General features: G+C 39.1%; 18 protein-coding genes and 2 pseudogenes. 15 read left to right on the top strand and 5 right to left on the bottom strand.

The annotated features are described in order from the left end of the window. Positions 1-22: 22 nt before the first annotated feature. Positions 23-829 (top strand): hypothetical protein, encoded by an 807-nt coding sequence (locus AC1M9A_RS09800; RefSeq protein ID WP_481593623.1) that lies wholly within the window; start codon positions 23-25, stop codon positions 827-829. Between the two features lie 149 nt (positions 830-978). Continuing rightward, the gene (locus AC1M9A_RS09795; protein ID WP_481610112.1) at positions 979-1,329 is read left to right on the top strand and encodes a hypothetical protein; all 351 of its coding nucleotides are present in this window, start codon (positions 979-981) and stop codon (positions 1,327-1,329) included. Between the two features lie 39 nt (positions 1,330-1,368). Here AC1M9A_RS09795 and AC1M9A_RS09790 read toward each other — a convergent pair whose 3' ends face one another. Then, on the bottom strand, positions 1,369-1,647 hold the full coding sequence (locus tag AC1M9A_RS09790; protein ID WP_481610111.1) for a hypothetical protein: 279 nt from the start codon (positions 1,645-1,647) through the stop codon (positions 1,369-1,371). 377 nt (positions 1,648-2,024) lie between these two features. On the opposite strand from AC1M9A_RS09790, the gene apbC reads away from it, so the two are divergent. The 8 genes and pseudogenes from apbC (at position 2,025) to AC1M9A_RS09750 (ending at position 11,067) form a co-directional block, all read left to right on the top strand. Next, complete coding sequence (apbC, locus tag AC1M9A_RS09785; RefSeq protein WP_481587283.1) at positions 2,025-3,308, top strand: iron-sulfur cluster carrier protein ApbC; 1,284 nt, start codon at positions 2,025-2,027, stop codon at positions 3,306-3,308. A 143-nt stretch (positions 3,309-3,451) separates the two neighbouring features. Then, positions 3,452-3,607 carry a hypothetical protein gene (locus AC1M9A_RS09780; RefSeq protein ID WP_179999384.1) on the top strand — a complete coding sequence of 52 codons (156 nt, stop codon included), beginning with the start codon at positions 3,452-3,454 and terminating at the stop codon, positions 3,605-3,607. A 272-nt stretch (positions 3,608-3,879) separates the two neighbouring features. Next, positions 3,880-4,473: a LysE family translocator gene (locus tag AC1M9A_RS09775; protein ID WP_180028060.1), complete on the top strand. Its 594-nt coding sequence runs from the start codon at positions 3,880-3,882 to the stop codon at positions 4,471-4,473. 114 nt (positions 4,474-4,587) lie between these two features. Next, positions 4,588-5,157 carry a dCTP deaminase gene (gene dcd / locus AC1M9A_RS09770; protein WP_004694514.1) on the top strand — a complete coding sequence of 190 codons (570 nt, stop codon included), beginning with the start codon at positions 4,588-4,590 and terminating at the stop codon, positions 5,155-5,157. A gap of 218 nt (positions 5,158-5,375) precedes the next feature. Beyond that, positions 5,376-6,785, top strand: a pseudogene (locus AC1M9A_RS09765) (hypothetical protein); the annotation flags it as partial. A gap of 106 nt (positions 6,786-6,891) precedes the next feature. Next, entirely contained in the window at positions 6,892-7,581 is a 690-nt protein-coding gene (locus AC1M9A_RS09760; RefSeq protein WP_481610110.1) for a hypothetical protein, read from the top strand. A gap of 25 nt (positions 7,582-7,606) precedes the next feature. After that, a complete protein-coding gene (locus tag AC1M9A_RS09755) occupies positions 7,607-10,075 on the top strand; it encodes a DUF6160 family protein (protein ID WP_481610109.1) in 2,469 nt (822 codons plus the stop codon). Positions 10,076-10,107: 32 nt separating this feature from the next. Further along, entirely contained in the window at positions 10,108-11,067 is a 960-nt protein-coding gene (locus AC1M9A_RS09750) for a DUF6160 family protein (RefSeq protein ID WP_481610108.1), read from the top strand. 36 nt (positions 11,068-11,103) lie between these two features. Here the strand turns inward: AC1M9A_RS09750 and AC1M9A_RS09745 are convergent, their stop codons facing one another. From AC1M9A_RS09745 to AC1M9A_RS09730, 4 genes are all read right to left on the bottom strand, one after another. Then, on the bottom strand, positions 11,104-12,819 hold the full coding sequence (locus AC1M9A_RS09745) for a proline--tRNA ligase (RefSeq protein ID WP_481610107.1): 1,716 nt from the start codon (positions 12,817-12,819) through the stop codon (positions 11,104-11,106). A 94-nt stretch (positions 12,820-12,913) separates the two neighbouring features. After that, positions 12,914-16,018 carry an efflux RND transporter permease subunit gene (locus AC1M9A_RS09740; RefSeq protein ID WP_481590484.1) on the bottom strand — a complete coding sequence of 1,035 codons (3,105 nt, stop codon included), beginning with the start codon at positions 16,016-16,018 and terminating at the stop codon, positions 12,914-12,916. A 15-nt stretch (positions 16,019-16,033) separates the two neighbouring features. Continuing rightward, positions 16,034-17,155 (bottom strand): efflux RND transporter periplasmic adaptor subunit, encoded by a 1,122-nt coding sequence (locus AC1M9A_RS09735; protein ID WP_035269075.1) that lies wholly within the window; start codon positions 17,153-17,155, stop codon positions 16,034-16,036. A gap of 34 nt (positions 17,156-17,189) precedes the next feature. Beyond that, positions 17,190-17,834: a hypothetical protein gene (locus AC1M9A_RS09730; RefSeq protein WP_228143102.1), complete on the bottom strand. Its 645-nt coding sequence runs from the start codon at positions 17,832-17,834 to the stop codon at positions 17,190-17,192. A 276-nt stretch (positions 17,835-18,110) separates the two neighbouring features. Between AC1M9A_RS09730 and pilG the strand changes: the two genes are divergently transcribed. The 5 genes and pseudogenes from pilG to AC1M9A_RS09705 all read left to right on the top strand — a co-directional run bounded on the left by pilG (position 18,111) and on the right by AC1M9A_RS09705 (position 25,161). Then, positions 18,111-18,497 carry a twitching motility response regulator PilG gene (gene pilG / locus AC1M9A_RS09725; RefSeq protein ID WP_035269072.1) on the top strand — a complete coding sequence of 129 codons (387 nt, stop codon included), beginning with the start codon at positions 18,111-18,113 and terminating at the stop codon, positions 18,495-18,497. An 18-nt stretch (positions 18,498-18,515) separates the two neighbouring features. Beyond that, on the top strand, positions 18,516-18,890 hold the full coding sequence (locus tag AC1M9A_RS09720; protein WP_035269071.1) for a response regulator: 375 nt from the start codon (positions 18,516-18,518) through the stop codon (positions 18,888-18,890). Then, complete coding sequence (locus AC1M9A_RS09715; protein WP_092766974.1) at positions 18,887-19,441, top strand: chemotaxis protein CheW; 555 nt, start codon at positions 18,887-18,889, stop codon at positions 19,439-19,441. The genes AC1M9A_RS09720 and AC1M9A_RS09715 overlap by 4 nt, the downstream gene beginning before the upstream one ends. A 529-nt stretch (positions 19,442-19,970) precedes the next feature. Continuing rightward, positions 19,971-21,095 (top strand): annotated as a pseudogene (locus tag AC1M9A_RS09710) (methyl-accepting chemotaxis protein); the annotation flags it as partial. Between the two features lie 7 nt (positions 21,096-21,102). Then, positions 21,103-25,161 (top strand): hybrid sensor histidine kinase/response regulator, encoded by a 4,059-nt coding sequence (locus AC1M9A_RS09705; protein ID WP_481610106.1) that lies wholly within the window; start codon positions 21,103-21,105, stop codon positions 25,159-25,161. Positions 25,162-25,210: the final 49 nt, after the last annotated feature.

Below are 25,210 nucleotides of genomic sequence, written 5' to 3'. Positions count from 1 at the left end.
CTATTCACCTGAGTGTTTGACCATGTATGACGATTTTGATGATTATGAAGATGAGCAACCTGTAAAACGCATCAAATCGAATGTGCAGGGCTTACCAACTCTGGGTAAGCAAATTCTTAATCAGGCACAGGATTATCTTGATCAAATCTCGCAAGGCGAACATACACTTTTAGTCAATCATTTACGTGAACTTGCCCAGCAAGATGAATATTTTAATGTGCTTGCCGATCAGTTGGATCAACCTGTCGGTTCGAAAGTTGCCAATGATGCGTTAAATCTGATGCACTTTTGGCAACAAATTCATGCTTATGAAGATGTGCAAAGTTTTAACTTACTTGATGTTATTAACACTGAAGCTTTTCAAAAAGATGTGTTGACCGCTTTCGATGCTATGCAGATCGATGAGCAGAATAAAGCCTTGCGTCGTTCTGTGATTATCGAAGCTTTTAAAATGTATAAACTCGGCTGTTATGCAGGTTGTGTACCATTACTTTATGCCCAACTTGAAGGTTTACTGACAGATGTGCTGATTCAACAAGGTTTCTTAAAGCAAAATGTCACCAAGTTAGTCGATGTTTATAAAATTGTACCGGGTTTGAAAGGCAATGAAATTAAGAGCCTTTGGCATAAATCTAAGATTGCCATTGAGCTTAATCCATACTTTGCAGAACTCGCGGCTTATAAAATGGATTCAAGCTCGAATGTAACCGCGACACGTCATAACATTTTGCATGGCACGGATGTCGAGCATTTCACACAAGCACGAAGCTTTATTTTATTTATTTGGTTGTTTTCTGCATTGAACTTTATGTCGAGTATTCGCTCCTAAATTCATCATTTTCAACTCAAAAAGTTACAGCGTAGTGTTGTTCTACATCATCATGTGAGAAATTGTAGTGATTCGAAACATTTACGATGAGCACTGCAAAACTTCGATATAACTAAGATTCACTATCAAAGCGATAAAGAGGATTGAAGATGTCGAATAATAAAATTGATGACTTAAAAAACAAAGCTTCAGAACTCGGTGATGATCTGAAATTGAAGGCGAAGGAAGCTGAGCTGAAAGGCGAGAAAGCATTGGATCAAGTGAAGCATGGTGCAGCAGAAGCCAAGCTTGAAGGTGAAAAAAAACTGAATGATCTTAAACATGATACGCAGCAAAATTCTTCTGAAGCGCATTCAACTTTAGATGATTTAAAACATAAAGCGGTAGATTTAAAAGAGCAAGCAGCAGATAAATTGCATGACCTGAAAGATCAAGCGAGTGAAAAATTTGCGGGTCTTAAAGCAAAAGCATCAGAGAAAATTGATCAACTGAAAAAGTAAATTGATCACAAAAAAGCTCATCATCAGATGAGCTTTTTTTTAATTTTTTCTAATCCATTCGATTTTTCTAATTTCATTATTCACCACAGTAAAGGTGTAAATCAGATCATGAAATTCGTAGGTAGAGCTATAAGCCGTAAAACGATTTTTTCCTTCTTTCCATTCATAATGTTGTGTTGAAGTCGGCGTCTGCTTCATGTGTGAGCTTAATTTTGCATAAGAGTCACCTAAGCTGATGATTTGTCCTGAAGGAGTACGAAAACTTCGGGATTCATTGGCGGCATAGCCTAAAATTGGTAGAAGGAGCATTGTGCTCATTAAGGCAGTTATTGAGCATGTTTTTAATTTAAGTTTCAGATTTCTTTGTTTTAAAGACATATCGAAGTGTTATCTTGGTTTTATATTCTTTTCAATTTTAATTTGAAAAATTCTCTATTGTGTTGCTATTTGTTGAAAGCATGAATCACTTGCAACATGAATCAAGGCGTTTAACAGTGAAATCAAGTTTATAGCCTGTATCAATGACAGCATTCGCAATACGCCAATAAAAATAATAAAAAAAGCTGACTAATTTAGTTGGAATTCGACTAACATATTTCTAATCAAACGAGGATCAATATATTGTTGCTTAACCTTGTTGATATTTCTCGCTAAACTATTCCTTTATCAGTTTCTGTCCAGACTTGGAGTACGGTATGTCGTGGCTTTCTTCACTCAAATCTGTTTTTTCACCCTCAAAGGAGGTGAATGAAGAGGCTGTACAACACGTATTACAACACTACGTTTTGCCGAATTCTGACAATTTTTTGAAAGATCGAATCACACAGGTCAATGTTGAAGGTGATGTACTGCAAATTACCATTAATACCGTGCCAAGTGAAAAAGATCAGTTACAGCAAATTCACGATGAACTTGCTGATGCTTTGGAAAAGTGTGGGATTAAAGAGCTGAATATGCATGTCATTCAGCAAAAAACAGGCAGTCATGCTCAACAACAAGGTGGCTGTGGGCACAACCATGCAGCAGGTGAAAGCTGTTCAAGTAAAAAAGCTGAGGCCCCAAAATCTAATCTGCCTCCTGTTGTAGATGCATCTGCAAGCCAGGATGCGGTAAAACAAGCGAATGCGAATTACCAACCTCAACAAGAAGAAGCACCGATTCAAAAAGCTGCACCACAGCAACGTGATGTACCTAAGCATCCACGTATCCAGAACGTGATTTTAGTTTCGTCAGGTAAAGGTGGTGTAGGCAAATCAACCACTACGGTCAATTTAGCTTTGGCACTACAAAAGCTCGGGCTGAAAGTAGGAGTATTGGATGCAGATATCTATGGTCCAAGTATCCCAACGATGCTTGGTAATGCCGGTAAAACCCCAATGATCGAGGCAGAACATTTTGTACCGTTGGATGCTTTTGGTATGGCGGTGTTGTCGATTGGTCATCTGACAGGAGATCACAATACTCCTGTGGCTTGGCGTGGCCCGAAAGCAACAGGCGCGTTGATGCAACTGTTCAACCAAACCCTTTGGCCTGATCTTGATGTATTGATGATCGACATGCCACCAGGAACAGGAGATATTCAATTAACTCTGGCACAACGTATTCCAGTGACTGGTGCAGTGATCGTGACGACACCGCAAAATGTGGCACTGATGGATGCGACCAAAGGTATTGAATTGTTTAACCGTGTTCAAATTCCTGTGATGGGCGTGGTGGAAAATATGTCGACACATATTTGTTCAAACTGTGGCCATGAAGAGCAAATCTTTGGTACTGGTGGTGGCGATAAGTTATCGGAACAATACGATATTCCATTACTTGGACGTTTACCATTGAATGCGAAAATCCGAGAGCATGCCGATGAAGGTAAACCATCTGTATTGATTGGTGATGATGCAGCAGATAGTTATATTGAAATTGCACAGAAGATTGCAGCTGCATTGCCTAAAGCTGAAAGAGATCAAAGTCGGATTTTCTAAGTATTTGAAAAGACTCAATGTTAAACCTGTCTAAGTCTGACTTAGGCAGGTTTTTTTGTTGACCGTTCGTCGTTTTAGGATTATTTACTCTAATTTTTCTACCTAAAATATTTTGTGAAATTTCACGTTATATGGGTATAGAAATGCGTTCAATCACTGCAATGAAGATGGTTATGATTTCTCTCATTCTGTCAACGACAGCTTCTGCTGCCATTATTCCTTATGTGGATTATCCTGAAGAATTCCAAAAGAAATCTTTAAATATTCAGGTTCAAGAAGCTGAACAACAGTCAAATTAATGATTGAACTTAGCATCACAGCGTGAATGGACTGTGATGCTGAATTTCATCGATGAAGAACGTGCTATAAGCATTTTTGCAAGAGTGCATCATGTTTTTCGTTTCGATTACATCGTGTGACTTCAGAGTTATAATTTAAATGATAAACTAACCTGATGAAAAATATTACAAAAAAAATTGTGTTTCATTCTTGAGAAATTTTCACACAAATAATATTTTGCCAATTGAAATAATCCTGATTAATCTGAGCGCATTATCAGCGAGGTCATCCTATGATTTCATGGCTCTTTATTGCGTTGGTTACCACGATTTTATTCACACCCGGACCAACCAATACTTTACTTGCATCTTCAGGCATACAGGTAGGTATTAAAAAGTCATTTCGCTTAATACCCGCGGAAGCATTAGGCTATCTTATTGCCATCACTGCATGGGGATTTTTAATTGGTCGTGTCACCACTCATTTGCCAATTTTGCCAGTGATATTAAAATTATTTAGTTCATTCTATATTATCTATCTGGCCATCAAATTATGGCGCACTGCCAACGTAGAACATCAGTTGAATCAGCCCACCATCAAAGCTTCTGAATTATTCTGTGCAACTTTACTAAATCCTAAAGCTTTGCTTTTTGCCTCGGCTATTTTCCCTGCAATTGTTTGGGTGAGTGTAGATTATTATATTGCGCACATGTTGATGTTTATTTTATTGATCCTACCCATCGCTTTTATTTGGACACTCATTGGGTCGCTGTTAGCCAATAATAAAATTAAATGGGTAAACCAGTCCAATATGCAAAAAACAGCATCCTTAGTCCTGATGAGTTTCTCAATTCCAATGAGTTATTCGGCATTGTTAAGTCTTTAAGATGATTCACCGCAGCAGACTGAACAGGAATACAAATCGTGGGTTATTTCCATTGACGGGGTTTTCAGTTAAAGTACAGCGCAGTAATTGAATATGTATTCTGGGAATAAATAAATGGCTATTAAGTCTGATCGTTGGATTCGCGAAATGAGCGAAAAACACGGCATGATTGAACCGTATGCAGAAAACCAAGTTCGTTTAGATGAAAATGGTCAAAAACTCATTTCATATGGCGTTTCAAGCTATGGTTATGATGTTCGTTGTGCGCGTGAGTTCAAAGTGTTCACAAACGTTCACTCTGCTATTGTTGACCCAAAAAATTTCGATGACAAAAGTTTTATCGATATCGAAGCTGACGTGTGTATTATTCCACCTAACTCATTTGCGCTTGCTCGTACAGTAGAATACTTCCGTATCCCACGTAATGTCTTGACGGTGTGTTTAGGTAAATCAACCTATGCGCGTTGCGGTATTATTGTAAACGTGACGCCACTTGAGCCTGAGTGGGAAGGTCATGTGACCTTGGAATTTTCAAATACAACCAATTTACCTGCACGTATTTATGCTGGTGAAGGTGTTGCTCAAATGTTGTTCTTTGAGTCAGATGAAGTGTGCGAAACATCTTATAAAGATCGTGGTGGAAAATATCAAGGTCAAACAGGTGTAACTTTACCTAAAACCTAAGTATTGAATTGTAAGACTTCATGCAAAAAGCAAACTCAATGAGTTTGCTTTTTTTATAAGTATTTGAAAAATTGAATTTATTCATTTATCGGAAAAAATGCCAACCCAATCGCAATTTTTTGCAAATTCTACTTCATTTATATACTATAAACTGTGATGTAATCTTAATATTAAAAGAGAAGCATGGAATTCTTCTCTGAACAATTAAAAATATAAATATGGTGCAAGGCATCGTATACGGGAAGGTCGAGATGGCACTTAATTATACGAACATATTTAATCAGACTTTACTTGCAAGTTTAATGACGCTTACTACGGTTTCGGTCTATGCATTGCAGCCTCTTTCGGATGAAAATTTAAGTGCGACGACTGGTGAGGGTGTCGCCATGATTCCTCAAGATGCTTATTTTGTTTTTCAAGGGGAAAATTCAACTGCGGCAGATTTAATGAATCGCCAAAAAGATACTGGATATATTCATCTCATTCCAGTGGGTCCTTTAACAGATGCGGCATTGGATACCAATAAGAATGGAACAGTAGGGTCAGAAGATCATTCCGTGGGTAAGGCTGATTTGTTCGTGTATGGTCTCGCATTATCTAAATCTGATAATAATCACAATACGCGCTTAGCTGCGACAGATAAAGATGCACGTATAGGATCATGGGGAACAGCAACCAATCCATGGCTACTTCGAGTCGGTACTGAAAATCAGGTTCCAAATTTTGATTTAAATAAAACATGTATAAGTAATGATCCTAGCTGTCAGGTTCCATTCTTGACGCTTGAAGCCCCATTAATGGACACAGTTCGTCCTACGGATGCAGCCAATGGTCTTGATGCTTACAAATTGAAGATGGCCATGTGGGCGGATGCTTTTGTTCTTGATCCATCTCGTAAAGAAGGGGATCCACTACTTTACCAATTGGGTGAAAAAGCAGGAACAAGTAATGCGGATCGTGCTAATCGACTACGTTTACAAGCCATTTGGAATAATTTTTCCATTAATGGAAGTAATATAAAAATCTTTCAAACTTTAAATGGTGCAAGTAACCAAGCAGGCATGAGTGCATTTTATAACAACACCTTGGGTGTTGCTGGACTTGTGCGTTTGAACTCAGGGGATGGTCAAAATCTGACGACGGGGAATAAAACAGCCAATATTCTCAGATTGAGTACGCGTGAAACATCAGACACTCCTAATTTACAAACCCCTGCCATCAACAATACTCTGGCACCAGTATTTGATGCCAATGAGGGTATCTTTATTCATAATTTGAATGCCAATATCGTATTGGGTTCACTCTATCAGCCTTTGATTCTAGGATCTGATGGTAAAAACTTTAGTTTGGAACTCACGCGTATTCCAAATAAACCTGAAATTTATAAAAAAATATACACAGATTATAGCAATCCAAACTCGACAGAATATGCGGGCTCAACCTGTAACTTTTATAAATGTGGTAACAATGGTTTGAATGGCTATCAAGGGACGAATGCAACACATAGCAGTATCACTATTGGAAGTACTTCTTATAACGCTGCGAATAATACTTTAAGTGCTTATAAAGGATCAGATGCAGTAGGTATAAGTTTTGGTGCAGTCAATCCAATTCCCCAAACGCCTAATGCCGCATTGCCACCGTCAAATTTTAAAAATATGGGTTCTGCGGTTATTGATGGTGTTCTTATTCAGCATATGAAAATCACCACAAAAGGATTATAGGAGAGCATTCATGAAAAATTCATTAGTCGCTGTCCTATTCATTGTTATAGCATCAATGACTTATGCTCTTGAGCCCATGTCAGATGAAGCTTTAAAAAATGTTGAAGGACAAGCTGGAGCTGATCTCTCATTAAAACTTTCTTTAAACCAAAAGTTAGTGACTGAGAATAATGTTCAACGTTATGTGTTTGATGATGAACTGTGTAAGGATGTGGAATATTGTCGTCTCGCACTTGCTGTCAATAATCGCTATATCAAAGATGGTCAAGCAAGTAGTACGGATGGTTTTAAATTATGGCTTGTTTTTAAAGGGATTCAGGGCACTCTAAATATTCAAAAGATTGGCTTGGATGGTGTAGATCTCAGCTATAAAAATGATTCTGGTACTGATCAGCTTAAAGCAGCGATGCAACTGAGCTTTGATGCATCTAAGCCAATTCAAATTCGTAATTTTGGTTTTGATGCTTTGGCTTTTGGTCAGGATAAATTTACCAGTAATGCCACCACTGAGGGTGTAGGAACAAGTCCTGCTGACTATGGTTACCTGCAAGTGACACGTTATGATTCATCTAATGCTCCTCGTTCTGCATATGACCATGGGCGAGAAACTGGTTTTATGGGTTTAAAAATGAATGGTAATTTAGCTGTTCAGGGTAAAGTCATGATGTTTGGTTGTGACGGCAGTCACCAGCGTTGTTGAAATTAAACATGCATAAGGAAATGTGATGAACAATAAAAAATATAATCACAGCTCATTGTTGGTTATGAATGCATTAAGCCTGAGTATCTTGCTTGCAAGTGGTCATGCCATGGCTTTAGAAGTGATGCATGATGAAGCTTTGCGAAATGTAAATGGTCAAGATGGTGTGCATATCTCGACAACATTGACTGAAGCCAACATGGATCAGGTCTATTGGCAAGATCAAGCTGGTCGTAGCAGTAGTGGAGCAACCAATAATACATTGCAGGCAACAGCAGATAATGTCTCTATTCGAAAAAGTAATGTCTCTAATCAAACATTAGGGGCAGATATTAAAATTAATGCTGGAAGCAATGCGAACCAAGCAGGTTTAGACTTCAATGCCAGTGTGACACCTGCTTTAGTGACCATGAATAATCTCAGAATTTGTGATAACGAGAGTTCAAGCCGTTGTAGTTTTTCAATGGGTCAATTGGCTTTACAAACTACTTCGAATACTGATTTATCACTTAGAACGATTCACGGATTATTCAGCAAAGAGAATCTTAGCGAAATCGCACTAGGGATTAAAAATGCCAATATCTATTTAGGGCAGACTGACGCACGAAACCAACTCAACCAACTTGTTTTAAACAACTTCAATTTCAACTTCAAAGCACGTGGTGCCATGTTTGTGGATGAAGTTGAGGGATTGAGAATGCAGTCGAATACACGTACAGGGTCGACAGATAATGTTGCCGGTATGAGTAGTACGCCTAATGATAATTTGGGTTATGTGGATTTAAACCGTGTTGCAAATTCGGCTTCAAAAAAAGCAGGATTTATTAATACAGGAACCTATGGTAATGGTAAGTCAGGTGCTGAGGGTGAAACAACAAACTCAGGTCTAAATATCGAAGTAATGTTGAATAAGAACGTGAGTTCAAATGACCCATATGCTTTAAATAGCAATACGAATAATCCTCAAGGAGCTAAAGGTCTCATACGTGTAGGTGCCAGCGGGCGAATGGTCAATTCATCGTTGCAATTTCGTGGTACAAAAGGCAATGAAAGTGTTCTAGGAAATGCCAATAGTCCAACGGCTTCATCTAGTAATAGTGTAATTGGTGATTCTGGAATCGGATTCCGTATGAAAGCTGACTTTACCAAAGACAATGATTCAATGCTCGGAAGTGATGGACAAGCAACGACTTTAGAAATTGGTGGGGCAGGTCTAAATGCATACGGTTTTGAGTTTAGTAACTTAACAGGGTTAAGACCAAATACTCGAGCATCTTTTGACAGTGGTAATGTGTATCTCAATTTAGCCGATACAAAAACACTGCGCTTACCTGAAAACGAAGTGTTCCAAAAAAGTCGTTTTGGTAATGGAAGTTATTTAACCTTAGCAACTGATTATCAGCACCAAATTCATAATGCAGTAACAGGTGATAATCCATACAGCTTGATTGCTGCGATTCGTGGTGCTGAATTTCAGTCTATTTCCCGCCGTGGACGTTTTACCAATAGTGCAGGAACACCAGCAGCTAACTTGTTTGCGAATACAAATGTTAAAAATGAGTGGGGTTTGGCACTGCCTTTTTATAATCTGAATGCCAATCTTGCTCTATATGGAACATCAGTTCGTGCAGATCAAGCTTTTTATTACACTTTAGCAGGCTCCGATGTTGTTAAAAACATGATTGCTACAACGGGTAATACCTCAAGAATTGGTTTGTCTTTTGCAATGAGTACCTCTGGGGTAGACCGAGCTAATGGTCAAGCGCTAGGTAATAAAACCACGTCAATTTTAGTGGTTGATGGAGGTAAGGTAGGCAGTGGAGATACGGCAACATCAACAGATTACTATATGGGTTTACGTAATATTGATCTGTACGCGAAGGGTACAGGAAATATGGGCGTAGAAAATGGTAGTGTAAATGTCAGCTTGCGCGATATGTTGATTGTTCTATCAACAGAAGTTGCTGCGGGATATCTGCCAGGTACCATTTATAAAACCTGTAAATTAAATAGTGGAGCAGCAGGATGTGCTACGCGAAGTTCATCACCAGACAACAATTTTGCTTTAGCTGATGATGTGATGTTTGTGGTGAAATCACGTCTTGGTGGTGATGTTGATTTTTCTTTAATTCCGAATAATGCTGCTGAAGATGGTCAGAGCTTAACTTTTGTAGGTGAATTAGAGCTGAAAGGTGACAATAACACCTTCCAAATTACCGATCCTCATAATGGTTCAACACTTGGTTTAGACCGTTTGACAGGTAAAATTGCATTTAATAATGCATTGGTTGTTAGTAAAGATCAAAATGGTGCGGGACAATTTGGTGTGAATGCTGCCTTGATGTTTAATCCTCAAAAGACAACTTCGGGTGTTTTTAGAGCAAGAGACATCAACTTCTATCCTCCAACTGTAGGTGCTGGCGCTCGTTTAGGCGAATTGGCTATTACTGGCGGTCGCTTGAATAGTGAATTGCGCATTACACCTCGAAATTAATAAGTAAATATGGAAAGTTGAGGGACAGACTCATGAATATGATAAAAACAAAACGATTCAGTTTACTTATTTTGACCACTGCGGTGGGATTCCCGTGTTTTGCTATGCAACCATTAAATGATCAGTCTCTTTCATCTACTACTGGTCAAGATGGGATCAGCATTGGTATTGGAATGGATAAGATCGAGTTCACACAGGCTGCGATCATTGATCAAGACGGAATTAAAGATCCAATATTAGGAAAAAATTATTCACAAGCTGCTGGCTTAGTGGTCGCAGGTCCAACTGGTAATCCAATTCAGGTTCAATTTTTAGGTCATACCCCTGGTTCGTCTACAATCAATGCAAAAATTGATACAGACGGAGGCAATGGCACGCCATTTGCCAATATAGGTATCACTTTTGCGGAGCAAATTACAGGGTTTAAATTGAGTCCATTCGCACTTTATATCGCCAGCAGTAATCAGGTGTCTAGTGCTACACAAACTAAATCGATTTATAATGATCTGAAGCAATTGGTGCCTGGTGTCGCTAAAATTTTAGAAATAGGCAGTGCTGATAGAAACTTTGAAATTACATTAAATCAATCCCAACGTCCTCAGATCAATGTTCAATTAGGCAATGTGCCACAAGGCTACATGGTCCAGTTTGGAGGCGCAATTCAATCAATCTGTGGCACAGGCTCAGGCTGTCCTATTGCATTCGTATCTGGTAATTCTTCTGCAAAATTCGATTTTCAGGCTAAAGCTACTGATCAAAACAATGGCTTTTCATTATCTGGTTTCCATGCAGGTGTTGCACCTTTAGGCATTTACATCGGAAATACAGGACAATCTAGTAAAATGAATGTTGGTCTCAACAATGTGATCTTGGGACGTGAGGGGGCGAGTAGTCCGACGGTCTTTAATGGTTTAGCGAATGGCTCAATGGGGAGCTTTGGGGCTATTGGTACATCTGTGAAAGATTTGAAAGTGAATATCAACGGTCTATAAAAAATCCCGCGAATAGCGGGATTTTTTATGCTCAAATTATTGGGCGATTTTAGCGAGTATTTCTTCTTTACTCAGGTTGCTTGATTCAGTATCAGAACGACCTTTGTACTCAAAAGTACCAGCATCTAAACCTTTTTCACCGATAACAATACGGTGCGGAATACCTGTAATTTCGATATCGGAGAATTTAACGCCTGGTCGTTCATCACGGTCATCTAAAAGCACGTCATAACCAGCAGCTTGAAGTTCTGTATAAAGTGCTTCAGCAGCCTCTACAGTACGAGGTGATTTATGAGCATTCATCGGAACGATTGCGACATGGAAAGGTGCAATAGCAGCAGGCCAAATAATTCCTTTTTCATCGTAATTTTGTTCAATGGCAGCCGCGACTACGCGAGTCACCCCAATTCCATAACAACCCATTGTTACAGTGAATGGTTTACCATCCTTACCTAATACTTTGCAGCCCAGAGCTTCAGAGTATTTTTGACCTAATTGGAAAATATGACCAACTTCAATACCCCGTTTAATTTGAAGTACACCTTTACCATCTGGAGATGGATCACCCTCAACAACATTGCGAAGATCATAAACTTCAGTGAATTGAGCATCACGCTCCCAGTTCACACCCGTCGCATGTTTGTTTGCTTCGTTTGCACCTGCAACAAAATCAGACAAAACTGATGCTGCTCGGTCAACGATGACATTAATCCCTTTTTCGACTAAACCTTGAGGACCAACAAAACCAGCGGTTAAGCCTAAAGCACTCAGTTGTTCTTCAGTTGCAAATGCAAGTGGTGATGTAATCAGCGGATGTTTCTCAGCTTTGATTTCGTTTAGCTCATGGTCACCACGAAGGAACAGTGCCACGACAGGGGCAGTTTTACCTTCTTCAGCGACTCCTTGTACCAACAAAGCTTTGACAGACTGTTTTGCATCAGTACCTAAGAAAGCAGATACATCAGCTATAGTCTTTTGATTTGGAGTTTCAACAATTTTTAATTCTTGAGTTGGTGCAGCACGTTCACCTACAAGAATCGCTTCAGCCATTTCAATATTGGCTGCATAATCTGATTCAGTTGAGAATGCAATATCGTCTTCACCGCTTGATGCCAATACATGGAATTCATGCGAACCTGAACCGCCAATTGAACCTGTATCCGCCTGAACTGGACGGAAGTCTAAACCTAAACGAGTAAAAATACGGCAATAGGCATCGTACATCGTGTCGTAAGTTTCTTGTAATGAAGCTTGATCTGCATGGAATGAGTAAGCATCTTTCATCACGAATTCACGAGAGCGCATAACGCCAAAACGAGGACGAACTTCATCACGGAATTTAGTTTGTACTTGGTAGAAATTAGCGGGTAATTGTTTATAACTTTTGAGTTCGTTACGCGCTAAATCAGTAATGACTTCTTCATGTGTAGGGCCGAGAACAAACGGGTTGTTGTGACGGTCATTAAAGCGTAAAAGTTCTGGACCATATTGCACATAGCGACCAGATTCTTCCCATAAACTTGCCGGTTGGGTCACAGGCATCAATACTTGTAGTGAACCAGCACGGTCCATTTCTTCGCGAACAATCGCTTCGACTTTATTTAACACACGTACGCCCATTGGCAACCAAGAATATAATCCTGAAGCCAATTTACGAATCATACCCGCACGAAGCATCAGCTGATGAGAGATTACTTCAGCATCACTTGGGGTTTCTCTTAACGTTGCAAATAAAAAGCGACTCGCGCGCATGGAATTTGTCCTAATAATGAGCGTTAAAGCATAAGATTATACGATAAAAAATGAGGTGAGCATTTTGAATGACACCTCATGACAATTCTCTACATTATGACATGAATTTTCGTGTTTGACGTACCATAAAATTCTTAAAGTCATCTAAGTAAGTAAAGATAACGGGAACGACAACTAAGGTCAGCAGGGTAGAGGTAATGACGCCCCCAATGACAGCATGCGCCATCGGAGCACTTTGTTCACCTCCTTCACCCAAGCCTAATGCCAATGGCACCATACCCATGACCATCGCACTCGTGGTCATCAAAATGGGTCTCAGTCGAGTTTTACCTGCAGCAATAATGGCATCAAAACGTGTCTCACCTCGATCAATAGCTTTCTTAATAAAGTCAATGAGGAGAATCGCATTCTTGGTTACTAATCCCATTAACATGATGATGCCAATAATGGAAAATAAATTCATTGTTGAGTTAAATAAGAATAATGCAAGGAATACCCCGACCAATGACAATGGTAATGAGGCCATGATCGCCGCAGGATGAATAAAACTATTGAATTGAGAGCCTAAAACAATATAGATAAATACAATAGAAAGTGTAACAGCTGTAACAGCGTACCCAATCGATTCTTCCATATCTGCGTTTGCACCTTGTGTTTCAAAACCATAGCCGGCAGGCATCTCGAAGTTATCTTGTAATGCTTTAATATCTCGACCAATATCACCTGCAGGTCGACCTGAAGTATTGGCTTCAACCATGACTTCACGTGCTAAATCACGACGGTTGATTTGAGATGCACCATAACTTTCTTGTGTGCTTGTTACGCTTGAGAGCGGAACCAAGATCGGTTGATTATTCGCATCCACTTTTTGCGATTTTAAATATAAATTATTGATGTCACTTGGAAGCGTACGTTGATCTTCAGAGAGGCGCAAATTGACATCATAGGTTTCACCTTTTTCGTCTTTCCACGTCGTTACATCATCACCAGCAAGGAGAGGGCGGATCACATTGGCAATTTGGCTGACTGATAATCCTAAATCGTTTGCCAGTACACGATTTACATGCACTTCAAGGGTAGGTTTAGGCTCTTTGAGCGAGCTTTCTAAATCGACGACACCATCAATTTTTGCCATTTCCACCATGAAGCGATCAGAAATTTTTTGTAATTCATCTAGCTCAGGTCCTTTGATGGAAATCATGACAGGCTTTTGACCACCAGACACAGTTTCATCCGCTGAAGCAATAGAGGTGAGGGTAATACCCGCCACTGTTTGTAGTCGATCACGAAACTCATTGGTTAAATCAGTCAGTGTCTGAGAGCGCTCTTGGCGAGGACTCAGACTGACTCGGATGCTTACGTGGTTTTTCCCGCGATCAGTCACCCCATTAATAACGCCGTACGTTCCTTTAACCTCTGGATGCTGTCGAATAATAGATTCAACTTGTTTTAACTTTGCCTGAGAGTATTCGAGTGAAGCATCTACGGGCGTTTCAAATTTGATCCGAATTTCACCTTTATCTGGAACAGGTACAAACTCTGTTCCCACCATTTTCGATAGCGCGAGCGCGCCAAACAGTGAAGCAACAGCAACGACAATTGTTAGAAAGCGGAATCTTAGTGCCAGTTTTAGCAGCTTCTCGTACACTTCATTTAATGAATCAAGTTTATTTGAGATCCCATTGAAGAAGCGTTTCAATGCGTTCGGTTTTTTATTTGGATGATGACGTTCAGCCCAGTGAGCTGAGAGCATTGGATCGAGCGTAAAACTGACAAACATTGAGATCAGTACGGCGGTACTCACTGTCACGCCAAATTGGTAGAAGAAACGACCGATAATACCGCCCATGAATGCAACTGGTAAGAACACCGCAACAATAGTCAAAGTGGTTGCGAGAACTGCCAGCCCAATTTCTTTGGTTCCATCTAAAGCAGCAGTCACATGATCTTTCCCCATATCAGCATGGCGGACAATATTTTCACGTACCACAATTGCATCATCAATAAGAAGACCAATACTTAAAGACAGGGCAAGAAGAGTCATCATATTGATGGTAAAACCAAAAGCCCAAATGAACGTTAATGTACCAAGTAAGGCGATTGGCAGGGTAAGACCTGTAATAATCGTCGATCTAAATGAACCTAAAAACAGTAGAACGATGACAACCGCAAGTACACCACCTTCAATAATTGTACGGGCAACATCACCAATACTTGCTCGTATGCCTCGAGATGTATCGACAACTACTTTCAATGTTGTCCCTTGCGGGAGTTGTTGTTCTATACGGTTTAGTGTTTTATAAGCCGCATCTACAACGTCAATTACATTTGAATCAGAGCTTCTGAGAATATCCAACGCGACAGCATTTTGACCGTTAATGAATGCACTCGACTCGAGTTCAGCTTGGCTGTCGTAAATTTCAGCTACTTGTTTTAAGTAGATTGGCGTGCCATTTTTACTCGCGACGATGAGATCCCCAAAGGATTGGGGATGAATTACTCTTGATTTAATTTCAACAACCAGCTCTGAATTTGACTGTTTGAGTGTGCCCCCAGGGACTTCAATGTTTTCGCCTTTTAGTGTGTTAATGACTTGATCAACGCCAACACCAAGACTTTGTAATTTTTGTGGATTAACTTCAATACGAATTTGACGCTGCGAGTCACCTAGCAGATTAACTGTACCTACCCCACGAACAGTTCTCAATTGAGGAACAATTTTTTGATCTAAATAAGAGCTGAGCTCTCGGAGTGACATATTCTCAGACTCAAATACCACCGACATGATGGCACCTGCGGAAGGGTCATAGCGCTCAACAATAGGATCAGTAATTTCATCACGAAATTCAGCTGTCACTGGCGCAATTTTGTCTCGAATATCTTGAGCTGCAACGGTTGAAGGAACATCCAAATTAAACTCAGTGATAATTGTAGAGAGTCCTTCACTCGACTGCGATATCACTTGTTTAACACCTGAGATCGTATTGATCTGATCTTCCATCTTTTTGGTAATTTCAGATTCAACAGTTTCAGGAGAAGCACCTGGGTAAGTGGTATACACGACCACAAATGGGAAATCGACATCAGGGAATTCTTCAACTCCCATTCGTTGCCATGATGATAAGCCCAATACCATCAGGCATAGCATCATCATGATCGTAAAGACAGGATATTTCACACTGATTCGAGTTAACCACATAGTTCAGATCCTGTCTTACTTTGAAGCAATTGAGACTGTTTTATTTAAGTCATCATTATTAAACTTAATTCTACTGATGTAATCCGTTGGCTGAAGACCACTGATCATTGCAATATTCTCGTTGGGTTGTCGATCCAGAATTCGAATATTGGCTTTCTGAATTTTCTGATCACGGATGATCCACAGATAAGGTTTGCCATCTGCATCTTGAATAGTATCAAGCGGAACTTTTTGCCCCTGAATTTGTTTGTTATCTAAAATGAAACCTTCGACAAAAGCACCAATACTCAGTGAATTGATTGATTCATTCGGTTGAGCAAAAAACTCAACCTGACGACTGATTTGATCGGCCATTGGGGAAATGCGTGTTAACTTGGCAGTATAATTTTGGGTAGTCCCTTGAATTTTATATTCAATATTGTTTCCAATGTTGAGCGCATGTTGAGATTCGACAGGGAGTTTTGCTTGAATCTCTAATTTTTGTGGATCTACGATTTCAAATAGTGTTTGACCCATTGAAACGGTTTGACCAGGTTCAACTTGACGTTTGGTAATCACGCCAGAAATGGGGCTACGAATTAATCCATCAGCATCGGCTTTCAGTGCGATATCCACATTTGCTTGCTGAGCTCGTACAGTTTCGAGTTGAGCTTTATGCTCCACTTGACTTTGTTCATATTCAACCTTAGAAACAAATCCTTGATCATAAAGTCGTTTTTTTCGAGTGACCATATTTGCAGCTTGTTGTGCCTGCGCTTGTGCAGAAGCAAGATTAGCACGAGCTTGTGCGAGTCGGGCTGCATTATCTTGATTATTTAAACGTACCAAGACTTGCCCTTTACTCACCTTTTCACCGACTTGTACAGAGACTTGACTAGCAGTGGCAGTCACTTGAGCTTGAATTGTACTTTGATTCACAGCGCGTATGGTGCCCGTGAAAGCAAATTTCAGATTTGAGACCCCATTTTCAACTTTGACTAAGTCCTGTTGTATTAATTCAATTTTTTGAGGGGTAGATGAGGTTGGCTGTACACTTTCGTCATTTTTTTGACAAGCGGCTAAAAGACAACTCGTACACAGCGTTCCTAATACGAGATATTTCTTAAACTGACTGCTGTGTCGAGTCGCATTCGGCATGTGATAATTCCTTTCCATTCAGACAAACTCTTCTTTATTCAAGAGTTTTTAAGCGCTTGATAATATTGTCGTATTGTGATTGAGTATTTCGATAGTTTGTTTGTAAAGATTCAATATTTTTTTGGATATTACTCATATTCTGCGCATTATAAGTGATTCGATCTTGTAAGTTTTTAGGGACAGGATTCCCTTTTTTGATATAGGTCTGTTCCTGCTTTTTAAACAATATTCGATCTTGCTCCAGTTGTTGGTACTGTTGTTTTTGAAAGGTGATTTGTTTGTTGATGTTTTTCAACATATCATCACGTTTGTTCGCAGCCACTTTACTAGAACCATAAGCACGTTTTAAGCGTAGATCTTGTTCATGTTGTTTGGCTTGTTGCGTACGTACACCACTTTGTTGCTGTTCTTTATCGGCATCATAAGGTCGATTTTTTTTAATCACTTGCATATTACGGTCAAGTGCTTCATAACCGTGACGAATATGCTCTGGTGTTACCGAACTACTAATATTAGCTACGCCATTTTTATCATAATAACGATACCAAGACGGTTTGGTCACTGTGGTATTAGCAATTGCTTCACTGATACATAAACCAAATGTCATCATGATCACTAAGAATGTTTTATGATGAAGATGCTTTAACCCAATTCTTGATTTGTGCGAAAGATTAAACATTGGAATTGGCCCCCGTGATATCAATTCAATTTTTTAATTTTTGCTTTTAATAACAAGCATTTTATGTGGTTTTGGTAAATTTATAAATATAAACCATTAAATAATTTACGCTTAATCTGATTCACCCTTAAATTCTATGAAGCTTTGTGACACAATCTCTCCGCGAGTACTCAACTGCATTGAAAATCAATGTAATGTTATGTTAGAAAATAATGGTTATTCTCTAAATTAAGCGTTTCATTTTTCTTTAAATCTCATCTCAGGAAGGATCATTCAATGGATGATAATCTGCAAAATATTAAAGTGATGGTCATTGATGATTCAAAAACGATTCGTCGGACCGCAGAAACTTTATTACAGCGTGAAGGATATGACGTTGTAACTGCAGTAGATGGATTTGAAGCATTATCTAAAATTGCTGAAACTCGACCTGATATTATTTTTGTAGATATTATGATGCCGCGTTTAGATGGGTATCAAACGTGCGCATTGTTAAAAAACTCACAAAATTTCCAACATATTCCAGTGGTCATGTTATCCAGTAAAGATGGGATGTTTGATCAGGCAAAAGGACGAGTTGTTGGATCTGATGAATACCTCACGAAACCATTCAGTAAAGATGAGCTATTGAATGCGATTCGTAAACTTGTCGCTTCACGTTAAGTACTGGGAAAACAAAATATGACACGTATCTTAGTGGTAGATGACTCTCCAACAGAAATGTTTAGATTTAAAGAAATTCTGTCCAAAAATGGCTATGAAGTGCTAGAAGCAACCAATGGTGCAGATGGTGTTACCTTAGCGCAAGCAGAGCAACCAGATCTTGTACTTATGGATGTGGTGATGCCTGGTGTGAATGGATTTCAAGCGACGCGGCAAATTGCAAGAGCTGATGTAACGAAGCATATTCCAGTTGTCATTGTCAGTACCAAAGATCAGGATACGGATCGAATTTGGGGCAAAAGACAAGGCGCTGTCGACTACCTGATCAAACCTGTAGATGAATCAAGATTACTTGATGTCATTCAGCAATATTTAAATACAGGCACAGCATGATCATTCAAGATGAAAGTGATCAACAACACTGGTTAACGCAAGCCAGTAATGCTAATTCGGCTCAAGCAAATGAGTACCGTGATGTGCAAAATCAGGACCTCTGGTCTGGTGTATGTTTTAAAGTTGAGCAGCAGCAATTTATTACCCCACTTGGTGATATTGCGGAGGTTAGCCCTTTACTGAGCATTACCTCATTACCACTTACGCCGCCGTGGTATTTAGGTTTAGCGAATTTGCGAGGTCGAGTACTGTCCGTATTAGATCTAAAGCAATTTGCTTTGAGTAAATCAACACAATTACACGCTAATGTTAAAATTTTATGTTTTAACGTGGGGCAAGACTGTGTTGGATTGCTTGTGGATGAAGTCCTTGGTGTAAAACATTATAAGAATAATACCTATAGCACCAGTTCGGATTTGATCGCAGAACCATATAGATCGTTTTGCCAAGGTTATTTTCTCGATCATTCAACACCTGTAGCTGTGCTGATGATGAGTCTGCTATATGAGCATGATCGTCTAAAGCACATGTTCACATCAAATTCAATTTAATGTGTAGTCAGCAATAGTTTTTTGGGGGAGCTGAGTGAGTTTACGGTTAAAAAAGACCAGTCGGAATGTGAATGATTCAGATTCCAACACACAGGGATGGAAAGCTTCACTTAAGTTAAAACTTGAACAGTTTTCAGAGCTGTTTGGGCAATCTGCCCAAACGAAGTCTTATTTAATCATGGCTATTATTAGCCTCGTTTGTGCTTTTCTGATTTTATTGTTTCTTATGTTTAATCTCCCACGCACGGTGGAGCAAAGTCGTGGGGTGGGGGAACTGAAATATCTCAATCAAATGATGATTATTCAGACTCAACAGTTTGAGGATAATCCTACAGATTACACATTACAGATTCTCAAAAACTCTCAGCTTATTTTTAGTTCACAACTTGAAAATGTAAAATCAGTTTATTTTTATAGTCCAGCTTTAAATGAAGTAGATCGACTGTGGTTAGAGTCTCAAAGCAATATCACGGAATCTCAGTTACAAAAAATTCAAGTTGCTCTCAATGAAATTCGCACAGGTTCGACGTGGTTACTGATTTTACTGTCACTTTTATTGTTGATTAGTTTATCGAGCTTCACCTTTGCAGTGATTAAACTTTTTATTTTAAGAAGCCAAGAAGATCGTTTGCGTTTAATGGAACTAGTGGATAAAGATAAGAAAAATCAAACCGCGATTTATCGACTTTTAGATGAAATTGGTGATTTAGCTGAAGGCGATTTGACCAAATATGCTGCGGTTTCTGCAGATTTTACGGGGACAATCGCGGATTCAATTAATGTAGCGATAGATCATTTGCGTGATTTGGTGATGAGAATTAATCAGGCTTCTCAACAAGTTACCCAATATATTCATCAAACTCAGCACATGAGTTCACAATTGGCGCAATCTTCAGAGCTGCAAGCTCGTGAAATCCAAAATACATCGCTCGCCATTCATGACATGGCGGACTCAATTGATCACGTTTATGAAAATGCAGCGCAATCTGCAAAAGTTGCTCAGCGCGCTGTACTTATCGCAGCGAAGGGTGGGGAAGTGGTTGAACGATCAATAGATGGAATGGATCAAATACGAGGGCAGATTCAAGAAACATCAAAAAAAATTAAAAGGCTGGGTGAATCTACTCAAGAGATTGGAAACTTTGTTGCAACCATTGAAGACATTGCAGGGCAAACGCATCTGTTGGCTTTAAATGCAGCCATTCAAGCCGCAATGGCAGGCGATGCTGGACGAGGTTTCGCTAGTGTTGCTGATGAGGTGCAGCGTTTAGCTGAACGTTCAACTGCTGCGACCAAACATATTGAGATATTGGTAAAAAATATTCAATTAGATACGCATGAGGCCGTTCGCTCTATGGAGCAAACAACTTCTGAGGTGGTTAAGGGGACTGGACTTGCTCAAGATGCAGGAGCAGCACTTGCAGATATTCAGTTGATTTCAAAACAGTTGGCTCAACTGATTGCGAATATTTCAGCATCCTCAAAAGTTCAGTCAGCTGCTGCGGGTCAAATTGCGAAAACAATGTCGCTTGTGCAAGATGTCACACGAGAAAATCATGCTTCAACCTTAGATACTGCACAATCGATAGCAGAACTCACTCAAATGGCTGATTCTTTAAGGAAATCAGTTGCAAACTTCAAATTACCTGAGTGATTGAGCCATGAAAAATAATAATCCTAATAAAATACAATTATATCTTTCAGAAGCACTCTATCGTGCATATGTCGATATGCAGCTTCCTCAGGATGAATCAAATTTTGAAGATGAGGAGCTTATTACCACCTTTGCTGAAGAGCTTAAGGAATTACTTCTAGAAATATCAGAAAATTTTCAAGTCTTATCGAATGATTTAGAACAGGTAAATATTTGGCAAGCTTTGCGCCGTAATTTTCATACCTTAAAGGGTTCGGGTCGAATGCTTGGACTCAACTCAGTTTCTGAGCTTGCATGGACTGTTGAGACAATACTAAATACTAGGCTTGATCAGCAACGTTCATGGAGTCAAATGGTCCTTGAATATGTTGAGCTGATCTCTCGTATATATCGCTTCATTATTGTGCCTAGTTTAACAGTTAAACAAGCGATTCAATTAGATGTTAAACCTCTATTGCTTTTAGGTCGGCAATTAGAACATTCAAATACCATAGATCAATCATTGCATCCTTTGTTGGCGATCAACGCTCATCTCACACAGCTAGATCTAGATTTCAGGATTGAATGTCATTGTTTGAGTGACTCAAATTCACTCTCAGCAGCAGCCACAATTGAGAATACTCAAATATGGGATAACGAGGTTCTGCAAAGTTTTTATGCTGAGGCTTCAGAACAATTGAAATCCCTGCAAGATATGTTGGATAAATCCAATCAACAATTTCAGGTGGATACGCTTGCACGTGTTGTCCATTCTCTCAGGGGGAGTTCTGCAATTGTTGGACTTGAGAAAATTGAAGTATTGAGTCAGTCATTCGAAAAAATAATACAACGTAATCCATTTCTTGATACCAACAATAAAGAATTGCAAGCGCTCACAACGCAGTATATTGATTTAATCCAGTATTACTTAGAAAGCTTGCAAACAACAGGTGACAACGTAACGAGACAACAACAGTTTCAGGCATTAGAGCATACTTTTTTAATCGCATTGAGAGACTTCTCAGAACAGATTACACAGAACGATCCAAATCTGGATCCGCAAGAGTTACTCAAGAAAATTGTAGATTTGGGTGTAGAAGATGTTTTTCTTATCGATACCTTTGTACAAGATGGTATTTCTAACCTCGTTAGCTCTACACGTGCTACTGAACGTTCGAGCTTAGTGAGTCAACAACTCAGTTCAATTGCTAAATTTGCCATTAAAGTTGATTTTGATCTCCTTCGAAAAATTTCAGAAATTTTGAGTTCAATTCACTCCAACATTGCAAGAGAACCGAATTCAATTGCCTACTCAAATGTCCACCGAGTTTTACAACAAGGGCATGAAAAACTCTTAGAAATATTTGATGAACTTGCTATAGGTCAATTGGCTCAAAATAATGAGGCTTCTCAGCAACTATTAGATGATTTAAAACAACTTAATCATGAATACTTCAGTTTTTCCAATCAATCGAATTGTAGTGGTACTATAGAGCAGGAGAGCGAAGTATCTGCTCGATCCTTAGATGAAACAATTCTGACATTACTCAATATAGATTACGCACTCAAAGATTCAGCGAAAGCAAAACAGGGCTTAGATCGCGAAGTAAGTGGTTTTTTTGTCGAGGAAGCGGAAGAAATTTTGTCTCAAATCGAAGACTTGTTCAATACATGGTTAGAGTATCAAGAAGATGCTACGTGTATCCAAAAAATTATGCGGCAACTGCACACGTTGAAAGGTGGTGCATACATGTTGCAAGCAGATTACTTTGCAAATCTAATCCATGAGCTTGAATCTGTATATCTTCAACTCATTTCAGAGCAACACATTGATATAAAAAGTTTCATTATTTTGATTAAAGCCTTACAGCAGGATTTGGTACGGCGTGTCAAAATCATTAAAACTGAGTCTGTTGATTATCCGATAGAACAGGCATTAAGGCTTATTCAGGGTTTAATTGAGCTTGGACATTTAAATCTTAAGGGTGGTGACTCGAAGCTGAACTTAGTACATTCGATGCAAAATGATATCACTCACCACATGTCTTCAGATTTTAGTATTCATTCAACTTTATCAGCGGACCTTGAAACCAATTTAAGTGATTTAGTCACTACGCATAATAATTCATCAAAGTTTGACTCTTCTTCCATTCAGCAAAACTCACATCAGACTGAACCATCTAACGCTAAGGAGAGTGTTTTACCGCCTCCAATGAGTGGTAATTTGCAAAAGTTTGTGCAATCTGCCGTAGCGAACGAGACACTTTCAGTCTCTACTGCTGTAATTGAAGCAACCCTTAATTTGATTGGGGAGGATTTGATTCAACGTTCGCAAGTCGAAGTAGAATTAAAATCATATCGGTCAAATTTGGTAGAAATGGATCAAACCATTCAGCGCCTTACTTCACAATTGAGACGGATGGAAGGGGAATTAGAATCCCAAATTTTATTACAACGTAGATCACATAATTCCGCCGAGCATGGATTTGATCCCTTAGAAATGGATCAATATTCATCACTTAATCAACTCTCAAAATCAATATCAGAGTCAACATCAGACTTGTTAGATATCAGAAACACTCTGCACGAAAAGCTTCAGTCTGCAGAAAGTATATTGATTCAGCAGGCAAGAATACAAAACAACATCCAACACTCGTTGATGCGTACTCGTGTCGTGCCATTCAAGACGATACAAATGCGTCTTGAACGCTTATGCAAGCAACTTTCGATGAATCTGAATAAATCTGTTCAGTTACAGATTGAACATGCAGACATCGAATTAGATCGTAGTATTCTTGAAAAGTTGATCACCTCACTTGAGCATATTCTGCGTAATGCGATTGATCACGGAATTGAGTCAGCAGAACAGCGGTTGAAATTAAATAAACCTGAACAAGCAGTCATGCAACTGACACTGGTGAATCATCACAATGAGCTGAGTATTTTGATCAAGGATGATGGTCGAGGAATTGATTCACAAGAGATTAAGCAAAAAGCTGTTGAATTTGGTTGGCTCAATACTGAACGGGAATATTCTGAAACTGAACTATTACAATTGATTTTTAGACCAGGCTTTACCACTGCTGCAAAATTAACAACGGTTTCAGGACGTGGTGTCGGTTTAGATGTCGTAAAAAGTGAAATACAGGCACTGGGTGGGCATGTTCATGTTACTTCGGAAAGAGGACAAGGAACTTGTTTTGAAATCAGAATTCCTAAATCTTCAATTATTACTGAAGCGTTGATGGTAAAAGTTGCAGATCAATTCTTTGCCTTACCGTTACATCAAATACAACGTGTTGAAATGATCGATAGACATGATTTAAATCATGCGAAACAACAGAGTCAGTTGTTGAGGGTACATGAAACAAGTTATCAATTAAACGATTTGGCTGACTTCGTGTTGTTAAATCAAAATATAAAAAGAAACTCACCATATTCAGAAACCCAAAAAGTTCCAGTGATTTTGGTGAATATGCACCAGTCTCAACCTGTGGCTTTATTCGTTGATGAAGTCTTAGGAACTAATTCACAAATTATTGTGAAACAGACTGGGAGGCTTATCCATCAAATTGATTATCTCAGCGGTGTAACCATTATGGGCAGTGGAGAAATTTGCCCAATTTTAAATGTAAATCGTGTGGTTCAATATCTCACTCAGCAGGATTGGTCTGTACATCCAGAGTCGAAGCTCTCAAATTTAAAACATGACAATGAGGCACCTACGATTTTAGTGGTTGATGATTCGGTCACAGTTCGAAAAGTGACATCTAAACTACTTGAGCGTTATGGTTACCAGATTGTCACAGCTACAGATGGCATTGAAGCACTTGAATATTTACAGCATTCAACACCTGCCTTAATGTTAATTGATGTTGAAATGCCAAGAATGGATGGTTTTGAAGTAATGCAATGGCTGAGAAATCAACCACATTTGCAGAACTTACCTGTGGTTATGATCACTTCACGAGTGGGGGATAAGCATAAACAACATGCTCTTGAACTTGGTGTATCGGCTTATATGGGTAAACCTTTCCAAGAAGCAGTGTTGATTGAGCAGATCAATCAGCTTTTAAAACAGGATTAAAGTATTTTAAGCGAATTAAAAAAGGATGCATTCGCATCCTTTTTTATAT

It is taken from the genome of Acinetobacter sp. ANC_7634 (assembly GCF_056779875.1).
This window is presented reverse-complemented; position numbering and strand designations above follow the sequence as displayed.

Excerpts from the sequence above, each read along its gene's own strand:
- AC1M9A_RS09800 (WP_481593623.1), top strand. The coding sequence starts at position 23 with ATGTATGACGATTTTGATGATTATGAAGATGAGCAACCTGTAAAACGC.
- AC1M9A_RS09795 (WP_481610112.1), top strand. The coding sequence starts at position 979 with ATGTCGAATAATAAAATTGATGACTTAAAAAACAAAGCTTCAGAACTC.
- AC1M9A_RS09790 (WP_481610111.1), bottom strand. The coding sequence starts at position 1,647 with ATGAGCACAATGCTCCTTCTACCAATTTTAGGCTATGCCGCCAATGAA.
- apbC (WP_481587283.1), top strand. The coding sequence starts at position 2,025 with ATGTCGTGGCTTTCTTCACTCAAATCTGTTTTTTCACCCTCAAAGGAG.
- AC1M9A_RS09780 (WP_179999384.1), top strand. The coding sequence starts at position 3,452 with ATGCGTTCAATCACTGCAATGAAGATGGTTATGATTTCTCTCATTCTG.
- AC1M9A_RS09775 (WP_180028060.1), top strand. The coding sequence starts at position 3,880 with ATGATTTCATGGCTCTTTATTGCGTTGGTTACCACGATTTTATTCACA.
- dcd (WP_004694514.1), top strand. The coding sequence starts at position 4,588 with ATGGCTATTAAGTCTGATCGTTGGATTCGCGAAATGAGCGAAAAACAC.
- AC1M9A_RS09760 (WP_481610110.1), top strand. The coding sequence starts at position 6,892 with ATGAAAAATTCATTAGTCGCTGTCCTATTCATTGTTATAGCATCAATG.
- AC1M9A_RS09755 (WP_481610109.1), top strand. The coding sequence starts at position 7,607 with ATGAACAATAAAAAATATAATCACAGCTCATTGTTGGTTATGAATGCA.
- AC1M9A_RS09750 (WP_481610108.1), top strand. The coding sequence starts at position 10,108 with ATGAATATGATAAAAACAAAACGATTCAGTTTACTTATTTTGACCACT.
- AC1M9A_RS09745 (WP_481610107.1), bottom strand. The coding sequence starts at position 12,819 with ATGCGCGCGAGTCGCTTTTTATTTGCAACGTTAAGAGAAACCCCAAGT.
- AC1M9A_RS09740 (WP_481590484.1), bottom strand. The coding sequence starts at position 16,018 with ATGTGGTTAACTCGAATCAGTGTGAAATATCCTGTCTTTACGATCATG.
- AC1M9A_RS09735 (WP_035269075.1), bottom strand. The coding sequence starts at position 17,155 with ATGCCGAATGCGACTCGACACAGCAGTCAGTTTAAGAAATATCTCGTA.
- AC1M9A_RS09730 (WP_228143102.1), bottom strand. The coding sequence starts at position 17,834 with ATGTTTAATCTTTCGCACAAATCAAGAATTGGGTTAAAGCATCTTCAT.
- pilG (WP_035269072.1), top strand. The coding sequence starts at position 18,111 with ATGGATGATAATCTGCAAAATATTAAAGTGATGGTCATTGATGATTCA.
- AC1M9A_RS09720 (WP_035269071.1), top strand. The coding sequence starts at position 18,516 with ATGACACGTATCTTAGTGGTAGATGACTCTCCAACAGAAATGTTTAGA.
- AC1M9A_RS09715 (WP_092766974.1), top strand. The coding sequence starts at position 18,887 with ATGATCATTCAAGATGAAAGTGATCAACAACACTGGTTAACGCAAGCC.
- AC1M9A_RS09705 (WP_481610106.1), top strand. The coding sequence starts at position 21,103 with ATGAAAAATAATAATCCTAATAAAATACAATTATATCTTTCAGAAGCA.